The sequence below is a fragment of the Streptomyces sp. NPDC052012 genome (assembly GCF_040689265.1).
Lineage (GTDB): Bacteria > Actinomycetota > Actinomycetes > Streptomycetales > Streptomycetaceae > Streptomyces.
This window is the reverse complement of record NZ_JBFAXA010000039.1, coordinates 1-21,114: the sequence shown is the minus strand read 5'-3', so window position 1 is coordinate 21,114 and position 21,114 is coordinate 1. Positions and strand designations below refer to the sequence as shown.

Below are 21,114 nucleotides of genomic sequence, written 5' to 3'. Positions count from 1 at the left end.
GGGGTAACGTCGCAAGCATGAGTGAGAGATCGCCCGCACCCGGGGGCCTGGCCCTCGTCCAGTCCCTGGTGAACACCCTGGACCTGGAGAGCGGCGCCGACTCGCTCGACACGGCGGAGGGACGGGCGCGCTTCGGGCTGACCGAGCACGAGCTGCCCGCCGCCCGCGACCTGCGGGAGTCGCTGCGCGCCACCCTGCTCGCCCACGCCGGCCACCCGCCGCACCGCGAGGTCACCCCGCTCGGCGCACTGCTCGCCGACGCCCCGCTGGTGGTCACCGTCGACCCGGCCGACGGCGCGGCCGCCCTCGCCCCCCTCGACGACGGTCCCCTGCTCTGCCGCGTGGCCGCGGCCGTGGCCGAAGCGGTCACCGCGGGCACCTGGACCCGTCTCAAGGCCTGCGAGGCCGCCGACTGTCACTGGGCCTACTACGACCGCAGCCCCGCCGGACGCGGCCGCTGGTGCTCCATGCAGGTGTGCGGCGCCCGCGCGAAGATGCGCCGTTACCGGGCGAAGGGCGCATAAAGGGCGCACATAAGGGGCGTAGGAGTCCGCAGGAGCCCTACCGGACCGTGGCTCGTGGTGCAGAATGCAACAAGACGCCGGTTCGGCCGACTGAGCCTCGGCCGAACCGGCGTCACCCGTCCACAGCGGTGTCAGGCGGTGGGACGCCCCATCGCCCGGTAGCGCCAGCCGGCCTTGCGCCACACCTCCGGGTCGAGCGCGTTGCGCCCGTCCAGGATCAGCCGCTCGGCCACGGCCTCGCCCAGCGCCGCCGGATCCAGCTCGCGGAACTCCCGCCACTCCGTCAGATGCAGCACCACGTCCGCGCCCCGCACCGCCTCCAGGGCCGAGCCCGCGTACCCGAGGGTCGGGAAGATGCTGCGGGCGTTGTCCATGCCCTTCGGGTCGTAGACCGTGACCTGGCCGCCCTGGAGATGGATCTGCCCGGCCACGTTCAGTGCCGGCGAGTCCCGCACGTCGTCCGAGTCCGGCTTGAACGTCGCCCCGAGCACCGCCACCCGCTTGCCCAGGAACGGCCCGCCGCCCAGCGCCTGCCGGGTCAGCTCCACCATCCGGCCGCGCTGGCGCATGTTGATCGAGTCGATCTCCCGCAGGAACGTCAGCGCCTGGTCCGCGCCCAGCTCACCGGCGCGCGCCATGAACGCCCGGATGTCCTTCGGCAGACACCCGCCGCCGAAACCGATCCCGGCGCGCAGGAACTTCTTGCCGATCCGGTCGTCGTAGCCGATGGCCTCCGCCAGCTTGGCGACATCACCGCCCGCGGTCTCGCACACCTCGGCCATCGCGTTGATGAAGGAGATCTTGGTGGCCAGGAAGGAGTTCGCGGAGGTCTTCACCAGCTCCGCGGTCGGAAAGTCGGTCACCACGAACGGCGAGCCCTCCGCGATCGGCGTGGCGTACACCTCCCGCAGCAGCTTCTCCGCCCGCTCGCTGCGCACGCCCACCACGATCCGGTCCGGGTGCAGCGTGTCCTGCACCGCGAAGCCCTCCCGCAGGAACTCCGGGTTCCAGGCCAGCTCGGCGTCCTCGCCGGCCGGCGCGTGCTCGGCCAGATACGCGGCCAGCCGGTCGGCCGACCCGACGGGCACCGTCGACTTGCCCACCACCAGCGCCGGGCCCTTCAGATGCGGGGCCAGCGAGGCGAGCGCGGAGTCGACGTACGACATGTCACAGGCGTACTCGCCGTGCCGCTGCGGAGTGTTCACACACAGGAAGTGCACATCGCCGAACTCGCCCAGCTCGGCGAAGTCCATGGTGAACCGCAGCCGTCCCGTGGACCCCTCGATCCCCGCGACATGCCGGCGCAGCAGCTCCTGGAGCCCGGGCTCGTACATCGGGACCTCACCGCGCCGCAGCTTGTCGATCTTCTCCGGAACGACATCGAGGCCCAGCACCTCGAATCCCAGCTCCGCCATGGCCGCCGCGTGCGTCGCGCCGAGATAACCGGTGCCGATCACGGTGATCTTGAGGGCCATGGGTGCTCCAGGGGTATACGGCAGGAAGTGCGGGCCCGAGCATAACCGGGGCACATGGGCGGACCCACCGGCCGATCCGCCGTGCTGTCGTCAAGCTCACCTATCCACGAACGCCGTCCGAGTCTTAAAATTTGAGTTACTTAACGGTAGTTAGCGCCAGCATCACAGCGTTTTGGAGCGTGAGAGACCTTGGCCGGATCGGCTGACTTCGACCTGTACCGCCCGTCCGAGGAGCACGACATGCTCCGCGACGCCGTCCGCTCGCTGGCCGAGGCGAAGATCGCGCCGTTCGCCGCCGCGGTCGACGAGGAGGCCCGCTTCCCGCAGGAGGCCCTCGACGCGCTGGTCGCGAACGACCTGCACGCCGTGCACGTCCCCGAGGAGTTCGGCGGCGCCGGCGCCGACGCCCTCGCCACCGTCATCGTGATCGAGGAGGTCGCCCGCGTCTGCGCGAGCTCCTCCCTGATCCCGGCCGTGAACAAGCTCGGCTCCCTCCCGGTGATCCTCTCCGGCTCCGAGGACCTGAAGAAGCGGTACATGACCCCGCTCGCCAAGGGCGACGCGATGTTCTCGTACTGCCTCTCCGAGCCCGACGCCGGCTCCGACGCGGCCGGCATGAAGACCAAGGCCGTCCGCGACGGCGACCACTACGTGCTCAACGGCGTGAAGCGCTGGATCACCAACGCCGGCGTCAGCGAGTACTACACGGTCATGGCGGTCACCGACCCCACCAAGCGCTCCAAGGGCATCTCCGCCTTCGTCGTCGAGAAGTCCGACGAGGGCGTCTCCTTCGGTGCCCCGGAGAAGAAGCTCGGCATCAAGGGCTCCCCGACCCGCGAGGTCTACCTGGACAACGTCCGCATCCCCGCCGACCGCATGATCGGCGAGGAGGGCACCGGCTTCGCGACCGCGATGAAGACCCTCGACCACACCCGCATCACCATCGCCGCCCAGGCGCTCGGCATCGCCCAGGGCGCCCTCGACTACGCCAAGGGCTACGTCCAGGAGCGCAAGCAGTTCGGCAAGCCGATCGCCGACTTCCAGGGCATCCAGTTCATGCTGGCCGACATGGCCATGAAGATCGAGGCCGCCCGCCAGCTGACGTACGCCGCCGCGGCCAAGTCCGAGCGCGGCGACAGCGACCTCACCTTCCAGGGCGCCGCCGCCAAGTGCTTCGCCTCGGACGTGGCCATGGAGGTCACGACGGACGCGGTCCAGCTGCTGGGTGGTTACGGGTACACCCGGGACTACCCGGTGGAGCGCATGATGCGCGACGCGAAGATCACGCAGATCTACGAGGGGACGAACCAGGTGCAGCGGATCGTCATGGCCCGCAACCTGCCGTAACCCTGCCGGATCAGCGGAAAGGGCGCTCGGATCCCGAGCGCCCTTTCCGCTGCGTGCTTGGCTCAGGCCGCCTGCGTGCTGTCCGCCTGGACCGCAGGGCGGCGGGAGGCGATGACCTTCCTCGCCAGGGAGCGCGGGCTGGTCAGGAAGCCCCAGCCCCACGACATGTGCATGGTGGCGAGCGCCACCGGGATCTGCAGCCGCGCCTTCAGCGGCAGGCCCTTGCCCGCCGGTATCGAGCCGAGCAGGATCGCCGCGAGGTAGCCGCCGGGCACGACGAAGCCCCACGGGGTGAGCAGCGCGCCCGCCAGGGTGCCGGCCGCGATCGCGCACACGGCGGTCGGCGGGGCGAGGTAGCGCAGGTTGATGGAGCCGGCGTGGTAGCGGGCGACGACGTGCCGCCAGCGGCCGTAGTCCTTGTACTGCTTGGCCAGCGCGCGCACGCTCGGCCGGGGCCGGTACGACACCTTCAGCTCGGGCGAGAACCAGATGAGTCCGCCCGCCTCGCGGATGCGGAAGTTCAGCTCCCAGTCCTGGGCGCGGATGAACTCCACGTTGTAGCCGCCCTGCTGCTCCAGCGCCTCGCGCCGGAAGACACCGAGGTAGACGGTCTCGGCGGGGCCGGCCTCGCCGCCGGTGTGGAAGGCGGCGTTGCCGACGCCGATCCGGGACGTCATGGCGGCGGCGACCGCGTGCTCCCAGTCGGTCTCGCCCTCGGCGTGCATGATGCCGCCGACGTTCTGCGCGCCGGTCTCCTGAAGGAGCCGCACGGCGGTGGCGATGTAGTTCGGGGAGAGCATCCCGTGCCCGTCGACGCGGACGACGATCGGATGGCGGGAGGCCTTGATCGCGGCGTTCAGGGCGGCCGGGGTGCGGCCGGTCGGGTTGGGCACGGTGTGCACCCGCGGATCCTCGGCGACGAGCTCGGCGGCGATCTCGTCCGTGCGGTCCGTGGACGGACCGAGGGCGATCACGACCTCCATCTCGCCGGCGTACTCCTGGGCGAGGATCGCGCGGACCGCGCCACGCAGATGCCGCTCCTCGTTGAGGACGGGCATGATCACGGAAACGGCCGGGGGCCGCACGTCGGGATTGGCGTTCATAGGGGGCTCACGTTACCGCGAACGGGGGACACCGCTGCGCGCGCCGGGGGCGATACGCCGGGCCGGAGATCGTATCGGCCTACCGTGCTCACGATCCCACGTACGGCCGTCGTCCGGAGGTGTTCCCCCTTGCCCACGCCGCCGCGCTCCCCCCGGCCCCGCCCCGCCCCGCAGCGCCGCCCACCCGCGCAGCGCCGGGGCGCGCCGCGTCCGCCCGCGCGCCGGAAGCCGCGCTGGGCGATGCGGGCGGTGACCACGCTGTCCGTGGTGGTGCTCGCCTCGGCCGGAATCGGGCACACGGTGGTCACCAGCCTCGACGCGGAGATCGACCGCGTGGACCCGTTCCGCGACATGAAGAACCGCCCCGAGGCCGGTGACGGCATGAACGTGCTGCTGGTCGGCACCGACGGCCGCGAGAAGCTCAGCGAGGAGCAGCGCAGGGCGTACCGGCTCGGCGGGGCGCCCTGCCACTGCACCGACACCATCATGATCGTGCACATCTCGGAGGACCGGGAGCGGGCCAGCGTGGTGAGCCTGCCGCGCGACTCGTACGCGATGACGCCGCCGCACACCGACCGTGTCAGCGGCGAGCAGCACAAGGGGCACCCCCTCAAGCTCAACGCGGCGTACGCGGAGGGCGGGCCGCAGCTGACGGTGCGCACGGTGGAGAAGATGACCCGGGTGAAGATCGACCATTACCTGGAGGTCGACTTCACCAGCTTCATGAAGACCGTCGACGTGGTCGGCGGCGTCGAGATCTGCACCGACCGGCACCTCAAGGACAGCCACACCGGCCTCGACCTGCCCGCCGGCCGGCACACCCTCAAGGGCGGCCAGGCCCTGCAGTACGTCCGCGCCCGCTACGTCGACGGCGCCTCCGACCTCGGCCGGATGCAGCGCCAGCAGCGCTTCATGGCCGCCCTCGTCGACCGGGTCACCTCCTCCGGCATCCTGCTGAACCCGATGAAGTTCCGTGACGTCACCCTCGCCGTCCTGGGCTCGGTCCGCGCCGACAAGGGCTTCGGCACGGACGAGCTGCTGGACCTGGGCCGGGCCATGCGGAACTTCTCGCCCTCCTCCTCGGAGTTCACGACCGTGCCCATCCGGACGATGGGGTACGCCGTCAAGGGCGTCGGCTCGACCCTGAAGTGGGACCCCGAGAAGTCCGGGCAGATCTTCGAGGCGCTGCGCCGGGACCAGCCGCTGTCCGTGCACCGCCCGCGCGACGCGGCACTGCGCGTCCCGGTGGACCCCAAGCAGATCCGCGTCCAGGTGCAGAACGGCACCGGGACCGCCGGCCTCGGCCGCCGCGTCGACGCGGCCCTGGCGGCGACCGGGTTCGCCACCACCAAGGCTCCCGTCAACGCGGCCCAGCGCGATGTGAAGCGGACCGTCGTCGCCTACGACCCCCGCTGGGACCGCTCCGCGAAGTCCCTGGCGGCGGCCCTGCCGGGCAGCCAGTTGCGCGCGGTCAAGGGCCAGGGCGCGACCCTGAAGGTCATCGCCGGGGCGGACTTCGTGAAGGTCCGCAAGGTGCGCGCCGAGGACCCGGGCCGCGGGGAGTTCGGTGTGGTCAGGGGCGACGAGGTGGGGTGCGGGTCGTAGCGTTCGGGTGGGCGGGGCGTCAGTCCTCGTAGCCCTCCGCCGCCCGCTTCTCCCGCAGCTCCATGATCGCGCGGCGGCGGGCCAGGCGGTGGGTGCGCCGGATCTGCGCCTCCTGGTAGCGGCGCCGGTCCCGGTCGGTCTCGGGTATCACCGGCGGCACGCGGCGCGGCTTGCCGTCGGCGTCGACGGCGGCGAACACCAGGTAGGCCGATCCGACCTGGGTGGCCGGGGCGGACTCGTTCCAGCGTTCGGCCAGCACCCGCACGCCGACTTCCATCGAGGTCCGGCCGGTCCAGTTGACCTGCGCCTTCACATGGACCAGATCACCGACGCGGACCGGCTCCAGGAAGGCCATCTCGTCCATGGAGGCGGTGACCGCGGGCCCGCCGGAGTGCCGCCCGGCGACCGCGCCCGCCGCGTCGTCCACCAGCTTCATGATCACACCGCCGTGCACCGTCCCCAGGAGGTTGGTGTCGTTGTGGGTCATGATGTGGCTGAGGGTCGTACGGGACGCCGAGGTGGGCTTGCCCGGGATGTCCGGACTCTCCGTCTGTGCGGCTGGGGCCTGGTCTGTCATGGCCTCCACCTTATGCCGGGGTGACATGCGGGTGATTTGTGTCAGCTTCGCAACAGCGCCGCCCCTATTTTCCGACGACCCTTGTATGGCGCGGCGCCCGGACCTGCACACTGGGGCCCATGAACGATTGGCCCGAGGCATGGTCCGACGACAACCGCGGCGGCCGCTACGGACGTGGGAGCGCGAGCGCACAGCCCGAGAGCGCCCGCGTGATGCGGCAGGTCCGCCGCGGCCCGACGGCACCGCCCGGGCAGGGCGCGTACGGCGGAGTGCCCCGGCAGCCGTCGTACGTGGACGGCGGCTACGACGCCGGATACGACAGCGGCTACAACACGGGCCAGGTCTACGGCAGCCCCGGCGGCGGCTCCGGCGGCTCCGGCGGTCCCGGTGGCCCCGGCCCCGACGGACGGTACCCGCAGCGGCCCGCGCCGGACTGGCGCCGCCGGATCAAGTGGACGGCGCTGACGCTCGTCACTGTGCTGATCGTCACCACGGTCGGCACGTACTTCTGGGCCGACTCCAAGCTCAACCGGGACGTCGACCTGTCCACGGTGATCGACCGCCCGGAGAAGGGCGAGGGCACGAACTACCTGATCGTCGGCTCCGACAGCCGTGAGGGGCTGAGCGACGAGCAGAAGAAGGACCTGCACACCGGGTCCGCCGACGGCAAGCGCACGGACTCGATGATGATCCTGCACACCGGCGACAACGGCCCGACGCTGATCTCGCTGCCCCGCGACTCCAACGTCACGATCCCCGAGTTCAAGGGCTCCGAGTCCGGCAAGACCCGGCCCGCGATGGGCGCGAACAAGCTGAACGCGGCGTACTCGATCGACGGCCCGACGCTGCTGGTGCGCACGGTGGAGTTCAACACCGGACTGCACATCGACCACTACGTCGAGATCGGCTTCGCCGGCTTCGCGAACATCGTGGACGCGGTCGGCGGTGTGGAGATGGACATTCCGCAGGACATCAAGGACACCAAGTCCGGCGCCGACTTCAAGAAGGGCAAGCAGACCCTGAACGGCGAGGAAGCCCTAGCCTTCGTCCGCACCCGGTACGCGCTGGCCGGCTCCGACCTGGACCGCACCAAGAACCAGCAGAAGTTCCTCTCCGCCCTCGCCAACCAGGTGGCGACGCCGAGCACGGTCCTCAACCCCTTCAAGCTCTACCCGACGATGGGCGCGGGCCTGGACTCGCTGGTCGTCGACAAGGACATGGGGCTGTTCGACCTGGCCGACATGTTCTGGGCGATGAAGGGCGTCAGCGGCGGCGACGGCAAGTCCATGAACATGCCGATCGCGGGCAGCGCCGGCAACGGCAATCTGCAGTGGGACATGACCAAGGTGAAGACCCTGGTCAGCCAGCTGAAGAACGACGAGAAGGTCACCGTCTCGGGGAACTGAGCCCGCACCGCACCGAGGGCACCCCCACGGGGTGCCCTCGGTGTTTCCCGGTGTTTCTCGCGTACGTCACATCGTGGCGCCCGCCATCGTGCGGCACATCTCGGCGCAGCGGCGACAGGACTCGGCGCAGCGCATCATCTGGTCGTCGTCCGGCATGGACATACACGCCTCGGCGCACATGTCACAGGCGCGGGCGCACATCGCGCACATCTCGTTCGACAGCGGCGAGCGGCGCATCATCATGTCGGCGCACATGCGGGTCATCTCGGCGCAGTCCATCAGCGCGCGCATGATCTGCACCGGCGCCTGGCCGGCCATCTGCAGGCAGGAGCTCATGGTCTCCTCGCAGATGCTGTGGCAGGACATGCACGCGTTGACGCAGTCCTGCATCTCCTTGCTCATCGGGGTGGCGGCGGCGGACTGGGTCATGGCTTCCTCCCGGGGGACGAAAGGGGGGCCGGGGATCGGCCCCTCGCCCCTCCGTCCTACGCCCCTCACGCCATGACCACCACAGGACGGACAAAACCGGCCCTTCGGCCGCTACCAGCTGAACGCCGGATCGACGTGCATGCAGGCCGTGTCGTCCGCGCCGTTGAGCGGCTCGGCCGACTCGGGCGGGGCGGTGTCCTGCTCCGGGGCCTGGTACGTCCTGCCCTCGCGCCAGTCCGCGCCGACGACGAGGGTGACCCCGGAGACGTCGGTGGAGCGCTGCACCGCGGACGCCGGGATGCCGAGGGCCTCGGCGACGCGGTGGGCGTCGCCCTCGAGGTCGGCGCTCGGGTAGCGCACCACCGTCGACTGCTCGCTGAGGGCGCTGGTGGTGTCGGCGGTCGCGGAGGTGAAACCTTTGTCCTCCAGCAGGGCGCGCACGGTGCTCGCCCGGCCGGGAGCCGCGCCCTCGGTCTCCGTGCGGGTGCCGTTGCGGACCTGGACGGCGATCTCGGCGTCGGGGGCGGCCGGGTCCGACGGGACGACCTGCTCCGGCCGCCCGGACGGCTTCACGTCCCGGCCGTCCAGGGCGATGTCCTCGCGCACCAGCCGGAACAGCTTCTCGGCGTCCTCGGTGGGCTCCACCCGGGCGCCCACGAACCGGTTGGGCATCGTCGTCATGGTGATGCGTTCCGGCTTCACCTTGCGCAGCTCGCCGCTGAGGTCGTACAGCTTCTTGACGGTGTCGAGCCCGGGGTCGACGGTGAGGGCCTCGGTGGCGCGCTCGGCGAGCCGGCGCAGCTTGTTGGGGCTGCTCAGGGTGGCGTTCTCGCGCAGCTGGCGCATCAGCGAGGTCATGTACATGTGCTGGGCCTTGGCGCGGGCGAGGTCGGTGCCGCCCTCGAAGCCGTACCGGGTGCGCAGCCACTGCAGGGCCTGCTCGCCCTTGACGTAGGTGGTGCCCTTCTCCAGTCTCAGCCCGGAGCCCTGGCCCATGCTGTTCCGGGAGTGGATGTTGGCGTCCACGCACACCGGGACGCCGCCGACCGCGTCGGCCATGGAGACCACGCCCGCGAAGTCGACCATGAGGAAGTGGTCGATGTGGATGCCGGTGAGCTCCTGCCAGGTGGCCACCGTGCAGCCGGGGCCGCCGCGCCCGAGGCTCTGATTGGTCATCACCCGCCCCTCGCTCGCCGGGTAGACCTTCCCGTCGTCCGGGTCGGTGCACTTGGGGATCTTCACCAGGGTGTCGCGGGGCATGCTGATCACGGACATGTTGGTCCGGTCGGCGGACAGGTGCACCAGCATCTGGACGTCGGCCAGCGGGGTCGAGCCGAACGTCTCGCGGGCGCCGCCGAGTTGCTGGTTCTCCTTGGTGTCCCGGGCGTCGGAGCCGATGAGGAGGATGTTCAGCGGGGTCTGTCCGGCGGCGTTCGGGGTCGGCTCGGCGACCTTGTTGTCGCCCAGGTTCAGCGGCTGCTTGTCGATGTTGCCGTTCAGCTGGCGGTAGTAGAGGTAACCGGCCGTCGCCGAGCCGGCTATGAGCAGCGCGAGGACGGCGGCGGACCACTTGAGCAGGCGGCGTCCGCGCCGCGGGCGGTCCCGGTCGTCCGGGCCGGCCGGGTCCTCGACCGGGGGCGGTTCGCTCCGGCCGTCGTCACGGAGCGTTCCCCGCACGGCGTTCCGCGTCACTGCCGCCGTCCTCCCCACCCCTGGCACCCCTCGTGTCGTCGAACAGGCCCGTCCTGCGTCCTGTTAGACGCATGACGGGCCCGTCAGTTGCCCCCTGGAATCAACCGGTTTCAACAAATGTTCGGACGACCGCGCAGACTCGCTCAGCTGAGCGTCACCGCGCGCATTCCACCGTGTCCGCCGTGGACTTCTCCACGTCCGGCACCACCGTCCGTGACCGGTCGAGCCGCACACCGGCGCCCAGGAAGTCCCTGCCGAGGGTGAGGGCCATGGTGGGCAGGCCCTGGGAGCCGGTGACGCTCCCGCCGGGCTTCAGCGCCGATCCCGGCAGACCCATGAGGTCGGCCAGGCGCCGTGCCTGGGCGGCCTGGTCGGGGGCGTACTCCAGCGTGGTCCTGCTCCGGGCCGCGAACGCGTTGCCCGCGTTCTCCGCCTCGACCACGCCCTGTTCGGCCTGGAGCCACCGCACGGTCTCCTGGGCGCTGCCCGCCGGGGCGCCGCCGTTGAGGACACGGACGCGCACCTCGGAGGCCGGGGCCCGGGGACCCTCCAGCCGGGCGGCGCCGGCCATGCTCTCCCGCGCGTTGTCCTTCTTCCGCCGCTCCTCGACCTCGGTGAGCGGCACATCGTCGCGGATCGCCGCGAACAGCTGTGGTGCTTTGGACTCGTCCAGGACGACGGTCGCCTTCACCGCCTCCGCCGGGTTGTCCCGCACCGGGACGGTCGTGAAGGCGATGTTCTTCGTCGGCACCTTCCGCAGTTCCAGCGCGATGTCCTTGAGGGTGCTCACCTTGCCGATGCCGGTGTCCACGGTCAGCGCCTTGGTGGCCGCCTCGGCCAGCCGCAGCAGCCTGCCGGGGTCGGTGAGGGTGTCGCCGGAGGCCATCTTCCGCATCAGCGAGGCCAGGAAGTGCTGCTGGGCCCTGATCCGGTCGAGGTCGCCCTGGTTGCCGAAGCTGTGCCGGGTCCGTACGAACGCGAGGGCGTCCTCGCCCTCCACCGTCGACTCGCCCGCCGGGAGCCGCAGCTTCGACTCCCGGTCGTCCACGGGGTGTTCGAGGCACACCGTGACGCCGTCCACGGCCGCGGTGAGGGTCTTCACCGCGTTGAAGTCGGCCATCATGAAGTGGTCGGGCTTGATGCCGGTGACGCCGGCCACCGTGCGCATGGTGCAGCCCGGGTCCCGGCCGCCCTCGCCGAGGCTCCGGTTGAAGCGGACGCCCCGCTGCCCGGGGACGACCTTCTGCGAGCCGTCCTCCAGCTTCGTCGGGCAGTCGGGGATGTCGACGATCAGGTCGCGCGGGATGCTGAGCGCGGTCGCGTTCGTGCGGTCCTCGGCGACGTGCAGCAGGATCGTGGTGTCGGCGTGCCCGGTGCTGCCGCGGTCGCCGTAGCCGCCGTTGCCCTTGCCGGTGCGCCTGTCGGTGCCGATGACCAGGATGGTGAAGGCCTCGTCCCTGCTGAAGCCGCCCTTGCCCGCGTCGCCGACGTCGGTCGTGGTGACGTTGCCTTCGAGGTGTCTGAGGTAGAGGTAGCCGGCCGTGCCCGTGCCGAGCACCACGAACGCCATCGCCCCGCCCGCCCACAGCAGGGCTCTCCTGGTCCTGGGCTTCCGCCGTTGCGGCACGGTCCCTCGCGTCCTTACGCTCACACTGGTGAAGTGCTGACAGTATCCACACAGTTGAGCCCCGGGAGACGCCAGTGACACGTGCCGCGCCGGCTACCAGCGGTACGGCTCGTACACGTCCATGCACTTGCCGGTCTCCGAGGCGTTGAGCGCGTCGGTGGTCTCCGGCAGCTCACCTGCCCCGGGCGACTTCTGCTTCGGATAGGCCGTCCCCTCGCGCCAGTCCGCGCCCACCACCACGGTCACCTTGGCGACGTCCTCGTACGGCTTGACCGAACTCATGGGAATCCCGAGCGACTTGGCGACCCGCCGGGCGTCGCCCTTGAGGTCCCCGCTGGGATACCGCACGACCGTCCGCTTCTCGGACCCGGCGCCCGAGGTGTCCGGCACGGCCTGTGCGAAGCCCTTGCCGACCAGGGTCTGGGCGATCGCGCTCGCCCGCCCGCCGACCGGGCCGAGGGTCGAGGAGCCGGTGGCGTTCTGCACCTGGACGTCGATCTCACCGTCCGGTGCGGCGGGATCCTTCGCGGCCTTGTCGTCCGCCGCCTTCTTCGCGCCGGATCTGCCGCCCTTGTCGTCGAAGGGGATGTCGTCCCGGAGCATCGTCCACACCTGTTCGGCGTCGGCGCCGGCCGGGAGAAGGTGGTTGCGGTCCTGCGGATCCTCGACCGTGGGCATCGTGGTCATGGTGATGCGGTCCGGCGGAACCGTCTTCAACTGCATTCCCAGGTCGAAGAGCTTCTTCACCGAGCCGATCTCCTCCGACACGGTCAGCGACTTGACGGCCGCGTCGGCGAGGTCCGTCAGACGGCCGGTGTCGGTGAAGACGTTCTGCCCCCGCAGGGTGCGGATCATCGAGTTCATGTACATGTGCTGCGCCCGGGCCCGCAGCTGGTCGCTGCCCCAGGCGTGCCGGGTGCGCAGCCACTGGAGCGCCTGCTCGCCCTTGACCTTGTGCGAGCCGGCCTTCATCTTCAGCCCCGAGCCGCCGGACATCGTGGGCAGCGGGCGGTCCCACACGTTCTGGTTGACGCACACCTCGACACCGCCGATGGCGTCGGCCATCCGCACCACCCCGGCGAAGTCGATCGTCATCCAGTGGTCGATGTAGACGCCGGTGAGGTTCTGCCAGGTGGCCAGGGTGCAGCCGGCGCCGCCACGGCCCAGGGAGGACGTGATGATGTCGTTGGTCGCCGGGTAGACCTTCTCGCTGTCCGGGTCGGTGCACTTGGGGATGTCGACGCGGGTGTCGCGCGGAATGCTCACCACGGCGGCGCTCTTGCGGTCGGCGGCCAGGTGGATCAGCATCTGCACATCGCCGCGCGGCGGTTCGCCGCGGGTGTCCCGGCTGCCGCCCAGCTTCACGTTCTCGTCGGAGGCGCGGCTGTCCGAGCCGATCAGCAGGATGTTCAGCGGCGTCTGCCCTGCCGCGTTCGGCTGTGTCTTGCCGACCTTGGAGTCGCCGCTGCTGCGCTCGCCCTTGCCGAGACTGCCGTTGAGGTGCTCGTAGTAGAGGTAACCGGCGCCGGCCGTCCCGAGTATCAGCACCGCCAGCGTCGTCGCCGACCAGCGCAGCGCGCGCCGCCCCCGCCGCGGCCCGCGCCCGCCGTGCCGCCGGACCGGCGCCGCGCGGCGTCTTCCCGGGCCGTCACCGCCCTCCGGGGACGGCCGCCCGCCGGACGGAGCGGCCCCCTGGCCCGCCGGCCGGCGCGAGGCTCTCGCACCCGGCCGTGTCCCCTCCCCGTGCACACTGCTCTGCGTCATCGTCGTGCTTCCCCCACCCTTCGGTTCCCCACCCCTGCGCAACCCTGCGCACTCACACGACGGGCCCGCCCCGCGTCCCGTAAGACGCGGCACAGGCCCGTCAGGTCACTTGGCGCACTCGACCTTGTCCGCCGTGGACTTCTGGATGTCGTCCGGCGCCTTCGTCGCGCCCGTGAGCGGCACTCCGGCGCCCTTGAAGTCCTTGCCCAGGGTCAGCGTCATCGCGGGCAGGCCCTGCGAGTTGGTGACGCTCTTGCCGGGCTTCAGCGCCGAGCCGGACAGGCCCATGATGTCGGCGAGCCGGCGCGCCTGGTCGGCCTGGTCGGGCGCGTACTCCAACGTCGTCCTGCTCAGGTTCTCGGGCGCGTTGCCGGCGTTCTCCGACCGCGTGACGCCCTGCTCGTTCTGCAGCCAGGTGAGGGTGGCCGACGCGCTGCCCGAGACGGCACCACCGTTCAGGATGCGCACCCGGACCTCGGAGGCCGGTGCCTTGGTGCCCTTCAGCCGGGCGGCGACGGCGGCCTTCTCCTTCTTCTTCTGCTTCTTGACCTCCGTGAACGACACGTCGTTCTGGATCAGGTCGAACACCTGAGGGGCCTTGGACTCGTCGAGGACGACGGTCGTCGGCACCTTCTCCGCCGGGTTGTCCTTGACCGGCACGGTGGTGAAGGTCAGGTTCTTGGTGTTGAGCTTGCCCAGCTCCAGACCGAGGTCCTTGAGCTTGTTGATGCTGTCCAGCTGGGAGTCGACGGTGAGCGCCTCGGTGCCCGCCTCCGCCAGCTTGATCATCTTCGAGGGGCTGGTGAGCGTGTCGTTCGACTTCAGCTTCCGCATCAGCGCGCTGAGGAACTGCTGTTGCAGCTCGATCCGGCTCAAGTCACCGCCGAAACCGACCGAGTGGCGGGTGCGCACGTACGCCAGCGCCGTCTCGCCCTCGATGGTGTGCGTGCCCTTGGACAGCTTCAGATGGGAGTCGGGGTCGTCGATGTCCTTCGCCAGACAGACCTCGACGCCGCCGACCGCGGAGGTCAGCGTCTTGACCGCGTTGAAGTCGGCCACCATGAAGTTGTCCGGCTTGATGCCGGTCAGCTCGGTCACGGTCCGCGCGGTGCAGCTGGGCGTACGGCCGCCCTGGCCGAGGCTGGTGTTGAAACGGACGCCCTGCGAGCCGGCGATGACCTTCTGCGAGCCGTCCTCCTGCGTGGTCGGGCAGTCGGGGATGTCGACGATCAGGTCGCGCGGGATGCTGAGTGCGGTGGCGTTGGAGCGGTCCTTGGAGACGTGCAGCAGGATCGTGGTGTCGGCGTGCCCGGCGCTGCCCTTGTCGCCGTAGCCCTCGTTGCCGGCGCCGGTGCGTTTGTCGGTGCCGATCAGCAGGATGTTGATCGCCTTGTCCTTGCTGAACCCGCCGGTGCTCGCGCCGTCGTCGGAGACGGACGTGATGTTGTCGTTGAGGTGCTCCAGATAGAGATAGCCGGCCGTGCCGACCGCGAGGACCACGAACGCCATCACCCCGCCGGTCCACAGCAGGGCCTTCTTCGCCTTCGCCTTCTGCTTGACCGGCCGGCGCCCGCGCCGTCCCGGAGGCGGCTCCTGCGGCACCCCGCGGCGCCTGCGCGGCGGCGGCACCTCACGGCCGGGCACCGCGCGGCCGGGCCGCTCCGGAGCCGCCGTACGACCGCGCGCCGCGCCGCCGCCTGGGGTCCGGGGTCTGCGCGGCGAGGGGATGGTCGACTGCGGTGCGGAAGGGCTCAGTCGCAGTTCGTATTCACCGGTGTTCGGGTTGAGCACCCACTGGTCTGCGGGGTCGATGTTCTCCGCCCGCCCACGGCCTTGCGCGTCCACGGTCGCTTGCATCCTCCGTCGGGGCCACGCGGCGCCTTTCCCCTCCAAAGGCGCTCGGGTCTCGGTCAACAGTGCGCGGCCTCGAGGACTGACCTGTGGGACTGACCTGAAGGAACGGACGCACCGGATCGCTCACACTAACCGCCCGGATCAGTCCGCGGCGACGCCGGTGACAAATTCCACGTTCCTACAAGCGGGCAATTCGCCCATTTCCCTGGACAAGGGTTCGCAGCCTTGGAGTTGCCTTGGAGTCACCTTTACGTGCAGGCGTCCTCGGCGGCGGTGTTCCCGGAGAACGTCGGCGCCGGAGAAGCCGTCCCGGAGGGTTCTCCCGATACCTTTTCCGTGGCCTTTCCGTCACCGTCCGTGGTGCGCTTGCCCAGGGCGACCACCAGTGGGGCGTCCGTGCGCAGCCGCTCGAACAGTTTCCGTGCCGCGGGCTGGGCGAGTTGGTCCCGATTGACGTTGTGGACGTACGGCTCCCGCGGAACGGTCAGGAATTGCACACGTTCCGTGGGGATGTCACGCACCCCGCGCACGAGTTCGTACAAACCACGCAAGCTCGCCAGTTCCGGGTCCGTCGTGAGGGACGAGGTGGCGGCGTCGAGAACGGGATACAGCTTCGCCGGATTCAGCAGTACGTCATTGCTGCGCACCTTGTTGACGAGAGCCCCGAGGAACCGCTGCTGCCGCTCCATCCGTTCGGTGTCGCTGCCGTCGCCGAGGGACTTGCGGGCCCGGACGAACCCGAGCGCCTGCTCGCCGTTCAGCGTCACTCGGCCCGCCGGCAGCTTCAGCTTGGCGTCCTTGTCGTCGACGGGCCTGCGCAGGCACACCTCGACCCCGTCGACCGCGTCGACCATCTCCTTGAAGCCGTGGAAGTCGACCACGACATGATGGTCGACCCGGACATTCGTGAGCTTCTCGACGGTACGGATGGTGCACGCCGAACCGCCCACCTGGAAGGCGTAGTTGAACATCGCGGACATCGGCTCGGCGCGGGAGCCGTCCCGGCGCAGACAGCCGGGCACGTCCACCATCAGATCCCGCGGTATCGACACCGCGGTGGCGCTGCGCCGGTCCGCGGACAGATGCAGCAGGATCGCCGTGTCGGACCGCTCGGTCCCCGAGTCCCGCCCGTAGCGCCGGTTCTCCTCCCCGGACCGCGAGTCCGAGCCGATCAGCAGGATGTTCCGGGCGCCCTTCACCAGCGAGGTGGGCCGCTCCTTCTCGAACCGCTCGAGCTCGGCCATCGCCGCCTCGTCCGGCGTGATGTTCCCCTCCAGCTTCCGGTACACCGCCCAGCCGGCACCGGCGGCCAGCACCAGCACCGCGGCGACACCGATCGCGGTCCCGTGCAGCCAGTGCCGCCGTCTGCGGCGCGCCAGACCTCGTCCGCTCGCCGTGGCGCCCGATGCGGGCTCCGGTCCGGGCTCCGCTCCGTGCTGCGGCTCCGCCGAGGAGGTGTCTGCGGTGTCGCTCATGACCGGGTCCACCCCTCACTGCGTGCCGGGACGGGCGTACGGAGGCCTGCGGGACGGCGTGTGTCCCTTCGACCATGACCCCGACGGGCGGTGAGGGCGGGGTGTTGTTGCGCCGAACGGGGGAATCGGGCGGGCTCGCCGGGACACCCCCTAGCGTGCGATGACCGTGACCCGTTCGCTCTCCACCCGCTTGTCGAGGGCGTCCGCGGCGAGCCGGTCCAGGTTCCGGCACAGCACCACGGAGCCGCCGGTCGCCAGGGGGCCGTACAGACCCGCGTTCAGCCCCTCCCACGTGTCGTACGGCAGCCCCGACAGCACGCGCGAGCCGGGACCGGTCAGCCCGATCTCCGGCGCCTCGGCCCGGGCCCGCTCGACCACCTCCGCCCCGGTGAACTCCCGCCCCGCCACGATCAGCGCCGGCTCCTCGGGATCCACCGGCGCGTACGGCACGAAGCGGTCGCCCTGGCCCGGGACCTCCACGGCGTAGTCGGCGAAGCCCTCCGGCGGCTGCGGGAAGCGTCCGCCCAGCGGCCGGAGCGCCAGCGCGACCCGCGCGCCCCGGCAGGCGCGCGCCTGCTCGAGTGTCTCCGGGCCGCTCACCACGATGTCGGCCGCCGCCGGGTCCCCGGCCACGTCCGCGACAGCACCGGTCGACGCGCACGCCAGCAGCCACACCGCCGTCTGCCAGTGCGCGGGCAGCAGCAGTGCCACCCGGTCGCCCGGCTCGGCGGACAGCTCGTCCTGGAGCAGGTTCGCGGTCTTGGCCACCCAATTGGCGAAGGTGGCCACGGACAATTCGACCCGCTCGCCCGTGGCGTCGTCGTAAAAGGTCACCAGGGGGCGTCCCGGGTCCGCGGCCAGCGCGGAACTCAGCAGGTCGGCAGGGGTGCGGTCGGTGGCGTTCACCCGAGCAAGCGTACGCGGACACCGCCTCGCGCACCGCGTGCACGGGGCACCGGTTCGGGGGAACGGGCGCCTGCCGCACGGCACTTCCCCGATGGCAGTTTCGTGCGGGTCTGTCCAAGCTCGGGGCATGCGTGGAATTCTTGCTTCCTCAATCGGTGTCACTTGCGCCGCCGCCCTCGCCCTCCCGCTCGCCCCGCCCGCCACCGCGGCGGCCGCGAGAGGGGCGCCCACGGCAGAAGCGGCCACGCGCGCGAGCGTCCCGGCCGCCGAGCCGTCCGTCCCCGGCAGCACCCAGTCGCTGCCCCTGAACCCCCTCAGCCAGGACCGCACCTCCGGCGCCGCCGTCTTCGGCCTCGCTCCCCGGACGGTCCGTCACTTCTCCCTCCTCGGCGTGATCTGGGACGACCCGGCCGCCGAACTCCACGGCCGCGTCCAGGTGCGCACCCGCGCGACCGGCACGGGCACCTGGTCCGGCTGGCAGGACGTCGAGACCCACAACGCCGACCACGCGGCCGATCCCGGCACCGCGGAACGCTCCTCGGGGCGCGTCCGCGGCGCCACCGCACCGCTTTGGGTGGGCGAGTCGGACGGGGTGGAGATCCGGGTGCAGGCGGAGCCGGAGCCGTCCGGTGCGGATTCCGGTACAGCCCCTGGTACGGCTTCTGGTACGGCTTCTGGTGAGGCGCGGACCGGGGAGGCCGCGGGGGCGCTGCCCGCCGGTCTGCATCTCGAACTCATCGACCCCGGTGCGGATCCTGCCCCGGCCGAGGCGCCGGCAGCCGCGGCCCCGCCGCCCGGCACCGCCGCGGACGAGTCCCGTACGGGCGTCATGACCGCCGAGGAGACCGCCGTGTCCGAGGCCAACGCCGGGCTCGCGCCCCTCGGCGCCACCGAGATCCCCGCGCTGACCCGTGCGCAGACCGAGGCGGAGCTGCTCGCGCTGCGCGGCACGGAGGCGGCCGGGGCCGTGGACGCGGCGGGGACCGGCGGGCAGCAGCAGGCCAAGCCGTACATCGGTCCGCGGCCCGCCATCACGACGCGCCGGGGGTGGGGTGCGAACGAGGGCCTGCGCAAAGGCGGGTTCGTCTACACGAAGAAGGTCAAGGCGGCCTTCGTGCACCACACCGCCTCCGGCAACAACTACTCGTGCGCGCAGGCGCCTTCCCTCATCCGCGGCTTCTACCGCTACCACGTGGTGAGCCTGGGCTGGCGGGACATCGGCTACAACTTCCTCATCGACAAGTGCGGAAGGATCTACGAGGGCCGGGCCGGGGGAGTGGCCCAGCCGGTCATGGGAGCCCACACCCTCGGGTTCAACAGCAACAGCATGGGTGTCGCGGTCATCGGCTCCTACGGCTCCAAGAAGCCGTCGTCCTCCGCCGTGAAGGCCGTCTCGCGGCTCACCGCGTGGAAGCTCGGTCTGCACGGCATGAATCCGAAGTCCAAGACATATCTGACCTCCGCCGGTGGCAACCTGTACGGAAAAGGCAAGAAGGTGCGACTGAACGTGATCTCCGGTCACCGGGACGGGTTCAACACCTCGTGCCCCGGGGGGAAGCTCTACGGCAAGCTCGGCAAGGCCCGCAGCACGGCGGCCCGCTACCAGGGACGCTGAGGCTCGGGGCGGCGCCGGTTCGTATCTCTCCCTGCCGGAGGGTCTGCATACACTGACCGGCCGAAAGACAGTTCGGCCGGTCCCGGCAGGAAGCAGAGACGACAGGTGACAGAAGCGATTCTCCTGGTCGGGGGCAAGGGCACGCGACTGCGCCCGCTCACGGTGCACACGCCCAAGCCCATGGTCCCTGCGGCCGGGGTGCCCTTCCTCACGCACCAGCTGGCGAGAGCGAGAGCGGCGGGCGTCGAGCACATCGTGCTGGCGACGTCGTACCTGGCCGAGGTGTTCGAGCCGTACTTCGGCGACGGGTCCTCGATGGGGCTGCACATCGAGTACGTCACGGAGGAGGAGCCGCTCGGCACGGGCGGGGCGATCCGGAACGTGGCGTCGCGGCTGCACTCGGGGCCGGACGAGCCGGTGCTCGTCTTCAACGGCGACATCCTGACGGGGCTGGACATCCAGGCGCTGGTGCGCACGCACGAGACGTCCGGTGCGGATGTCTCGCTCCACCTGACGAAGGTGACGGACCCTCGGGCGTACGGGCTGGTCCCGACGGACTCGACGGGCCGGGTCCTGGCGTTCCTGGAGAAGCCGCAGACGCCGGAGGAGATCGTCACCGACCAGATCAACGCGGGGGCGTACGTGTTCCGCCGGTCTGTCATCGACGCGATCCCGGTGGGGCGGCCGGTGTCGGTCGAGCGCGAGACGTTCCCGGAGTTGCTGTCGGCGGGGGCCCATCTCCAGGGCATGGTCGACTCCACGTACTGGCTGGACCTGGGCACGCCGGCGGCCTTCGTCCGCGGCTCCGCGGACCTGGTGCTGGGCCGCGCGCCGTCCCCTGCGGTGCCGGGGCGGTGCGGCGACCGACTGGTTCTTCCGACGGCGCGGGTGGCTCCGGACGCGAAGCTCGCCGGCGGGACGGTGGTGGGCGAGGGGGCGTTCGTGGCGGAGGGCGCGCGGGTCTTCGGCAGCACCATCCTGCCGGGGGCGGTCATAGAACCCGGCGCGGTCATCACCGACTCCCTGATCGGCACGAAGGCCCGGGTGGGTGAGCGGTCGATCCTCACGGGCACGGTCATAGGCGACGGGGCGGTGATCGGCGCGCACAACGAGCTCCTGGAGGGAGCGAGGGTGTGGTGCGACGCGCAGATCCCGGCGGGCGCGGTCCGCTTCTCGTCGGACCAGTGAACTGCGGGGCCGGTGGGGGTGCGCGTGGGATGCCTGCGGCGCCTGTGCGGGTCCGGTGGGGGTGCGCGTCTTATGCCTGCGGCGCCTGTGCGGGTCCGGTGGGGGTGCGCGTCTTATGCCTGCGGCGCCTGTGCGGGTCCGGTGGGAGTGCGCGTCTTATGCCTGCGGCGCCACCGCGGGTCCGGTGGGGGTGCGCGTAGCGCCCAGTGCCGGTGGGTGAGTCGGGGCCGGGGCGGTGGTGTCCGTCCTCGGTCTGGCGCGAAATCGGTCACTCAAAAGGTGCGGGTCGTTGACGCGCCAGCCGCTGCGGGCAGACACCACCGCCCCGTCCCCTCCCCGCCGCGTGCGCCTGCGGGCCGTCATGCCTACTCAGCTGCGGGCAGTCGTGCCTCCCCCAGTGCCTTGAGGGCCTGGGAGGTGCCCCCAGGGCGATGGGGGTCCCCCCGCTCGAGCGAAGCCGAGAGTGGGGGAGGGTGGGCGCAGCGGCACCCCGCAAGCGCGGGCGAGCGACACCCACCCCCGGCCAG

Annotated in this window: 16 protein-coding genes; 6 read left to right on the top strand and 10 right to left on the bottom strand. The window is 71.1% G+C overall.

What is annotated here, in order from left to right; all coding sequences use genetic code 11:
* Positions 1 to 17 precede the first annotated feature (17 nt).
* The gene (locus tag AB0412_RS34630) at positions 18 to 524 is read left to right on the top strand and encodes a CGNR zinc finger domain-containing protein (protein WP_366406587.1); all 507 of its coding nucleotides are present in this window, start codon (positions 18 to 20) and stop codon (positions 522 to 524) included.
* 131 nt (positions 525 to 655) lie between these two features.
* On the opposite strand, the gene AB0412_RS34625 is transcribed toward AB0412_RS34630, so the two are convergent.
* On the bottom strand, positions 656 to 1,999 hold the full coding sequence (locus AB0412_RS34625) for a UDP-glucose/GDP-mannose dehydrogenase family protein (protein ID WP_366406586.1): 1,344 nt from the start codon (positions 1,997 to 1,999) through the stop codon (positions 656 to 658).
* Positions 2,000 to 2,188: 189 nt separating this feature from the next.
* Between AB0412_RS34625 and AB0412_RS34620 the strand changes: the two genes are divergently transcribed.
* Positions 2,189 to 3,346, top strand: a complete 1,158-nt coding sequence (locus AB0412_RS34620) for an acyl-CoA dehydrogenase (RefSeq protein WP_366406585.1) — start codon at positions 2,189 to 2,191, stop codon at positions 3,344 to 3,346.
* A 62-nt stretch (positions 3,347 to 3,408) separates the two neighbouring features.
* Here the strand turns inward: AB0412_RS34620 and AB0412_RS34615 are convergent, their stop codons facing one another.
* Positions 3,409 to 4,449, bottom strand: a complete 1,041-nt coding sequence (locus tag AB0412_RS34615; RefSeq protein WP_366406584.1) for a glycosyltransferase family 2 protein — start codon at positions 4,447 to 4,449, stop codon at positions 3,409 to 3,411.
* 129 nt (positions 4,450 to 4,578) lie between these two features.
* On the opposite strand from AB0412_RS34615, the gene AB0412_RS34610 reads away from it, so the two are divergent.
* On the top strand, positions 4,579 to 6,054 hold the full coding sequence (locus AB0412_RS34610) for an LCP family protein (protein ID WP_366406583.1): 1,476 nt from the start codon (positions 4,579 to 4,581) through the stop codon (positions 6,052 to 6,054).
* 19 nt (positions 6,055 to 6,073) lie between these two features.
* Here the strand turns inward: AB0412_RS34610 and AB0412_RS34605 are convergent, their stop codons facing one another.
* The gene (locus AB0412_RS34605; protein WP_366406582.1) at positions 6,074 to 6,631 is read right to left on the bottom strand and encodes an acyl-CoA thioesterase; all 558 of its coding nucleotides are present in this window, start codon (positions 6,629 to 6,631) and stop codon (positions 6,074 to 6,076) included.
* 119 nt (positions 6,632 to 6,750) lie between these two features.
* Here AB0412_RS34605 and AB0412_RS34600 point away from each other — a divergent pair, with 119 nt between their 5' ends.
* On the top strand, positions 6,751 to 8,037 hold the full coding sequence (locus tag AB0412_RS34600) for an LCP family protein (protein WP_366406581.1): 1,287 nt from the start codon (positions 6,751 to 6,753) through the stop codon (positions 8,035 to 8,037).
* Positions 8,038 to 8,103: 66 nt separating this feature from the next.
* Here the strand turns inward: AB0412_RS34600 and AB0412_RS34595 are convergent, their stop codons facing one another.
* From AB0412_RS34595 to AB0412_RS34565, 7 genes are all read right to left on the bottom strand, one after another.
* The gene (locus AB0412_RS34595; RefSeq protein WP_366406580.1) at positions 8,104 to 8,466 is read right to left on the bottom strand and encodes a four-helix bundle copper-binding protein; all 363 of its coding nucleotides are present in this window, start codon (positions 8,464 to 8,466) and stop codon (positions 8,104 to 8,106) included.
* A gap of 111 nt (positions 8,467 to 8,577) precedes the next feature.
* The gene (locus AB0412_RS34590) at positions 8,578 to 10,158 is read right to left on the bottom strand and encodes an LCP family protein (RefSeq protein WP_366406579.1); all 1,581 of its coding nucleotides are present in this window, start codon (positions 10,156 to 10,158) and stop codon (positions 8,578 to 8,580) included.
* Positions 10,159 to 10,312: 154 nt separating this feature from the next.
* Positions 10,313 to 11,728, bottom strand: coding sequence for an LCP family protein (locus tag AB0412_RS34585; RefSeq protein WP_366406607.1), 1,416 nt, complete (start codon positions 11,726 to 11,728; stop codon positions 10,313 to 10,315).
* Between the two features lie 150 nt (positions 11,729 to 11,878).
* Positions 11,879 to 13,549 carry an LCP family protein gene (locus AB0412_RS34580; RefSeq protein WP_366406578.1) on the bottom strand — a complete coding sequence of 557 codons (1,671 nt, stop codon included), beginning with the start codon at positions 13,547 to 13,549 and terminating at the stop codon, positions 11,879 to 11,881.
* A 105-nt stretch (positions 13,550 to 13,654) separates the two neighbouring features.
* Positions 13,655 to 15,394 carry an LCP family protein gene (locus AB0412_RS34575; RefSeq protein WP_366406577.1) on the bottom strand — a complete coding sequence of 580 codons (1,740 nt, stop codon included), beginning with the start codon at positions 15,392 to 15,394 and terminating at the stop codon, positions 13,655 to 13,657.
* A 257-nt stretch (positions 15,395 to 15,651) separates the two neighbouring features.
* Positions 15,652 to 16,878, bottom strand: a complete 1,227-nt coding sequence (locus AB0412_RS34570) for an LCP family protein (RefSeq protein WP_366406576.1) — start codon at positions 16,876 to 16,878, stop codon at positions 15,652 to 15,654.
* Between the two features lie 150 nt (positions 16,879 to 17,028).
* Positions 17,029 to 17,784, bottom strand: coding sequence for a TIGR03089 family protein (locus tag AB0412_RS34565; protein WP_366406575.1), 756 nt, complete (start codon positions 17,782 to 17,784; stop codon positions 17,029 to 17,031).
* A 127-nt stretch (positions 17,785 to 17,911) separates the two neighbouring features.
* Between AB0412_RS34565 and AB0412_RS34560 the strand changes: the two genes are divergently transcribed.
* Together AB0412_RS34560 and AB0412_RS34555 are read left to right on the top strand one after the other, a co-directional pair.
* Positions 17,912 to 19,399, top strand: a complete 1,488-nt coding sequence (locus AB0412_RS34560; RefSeq protein ID WP_366406574.1) for a peptidoglycan recognition protein — start codon at positions 17,912 to 17,914, stop codon at positions 19,397 to 19,399.
* 105 nt (positions 19,400 to 19,504) lie between these two features.
* Entirely contained in the window at positions 19,505 to 20,587 is a 1,083-nt protein-coding gene (locus AB0412_RS34555) for an NDP-sugar synthase (RefSeq protein ID WP_366406573.1), read from the top strand.
* The last annotated feature ends 527 nt before the right edge of the window (positions 20,588 to 21,114 follow it).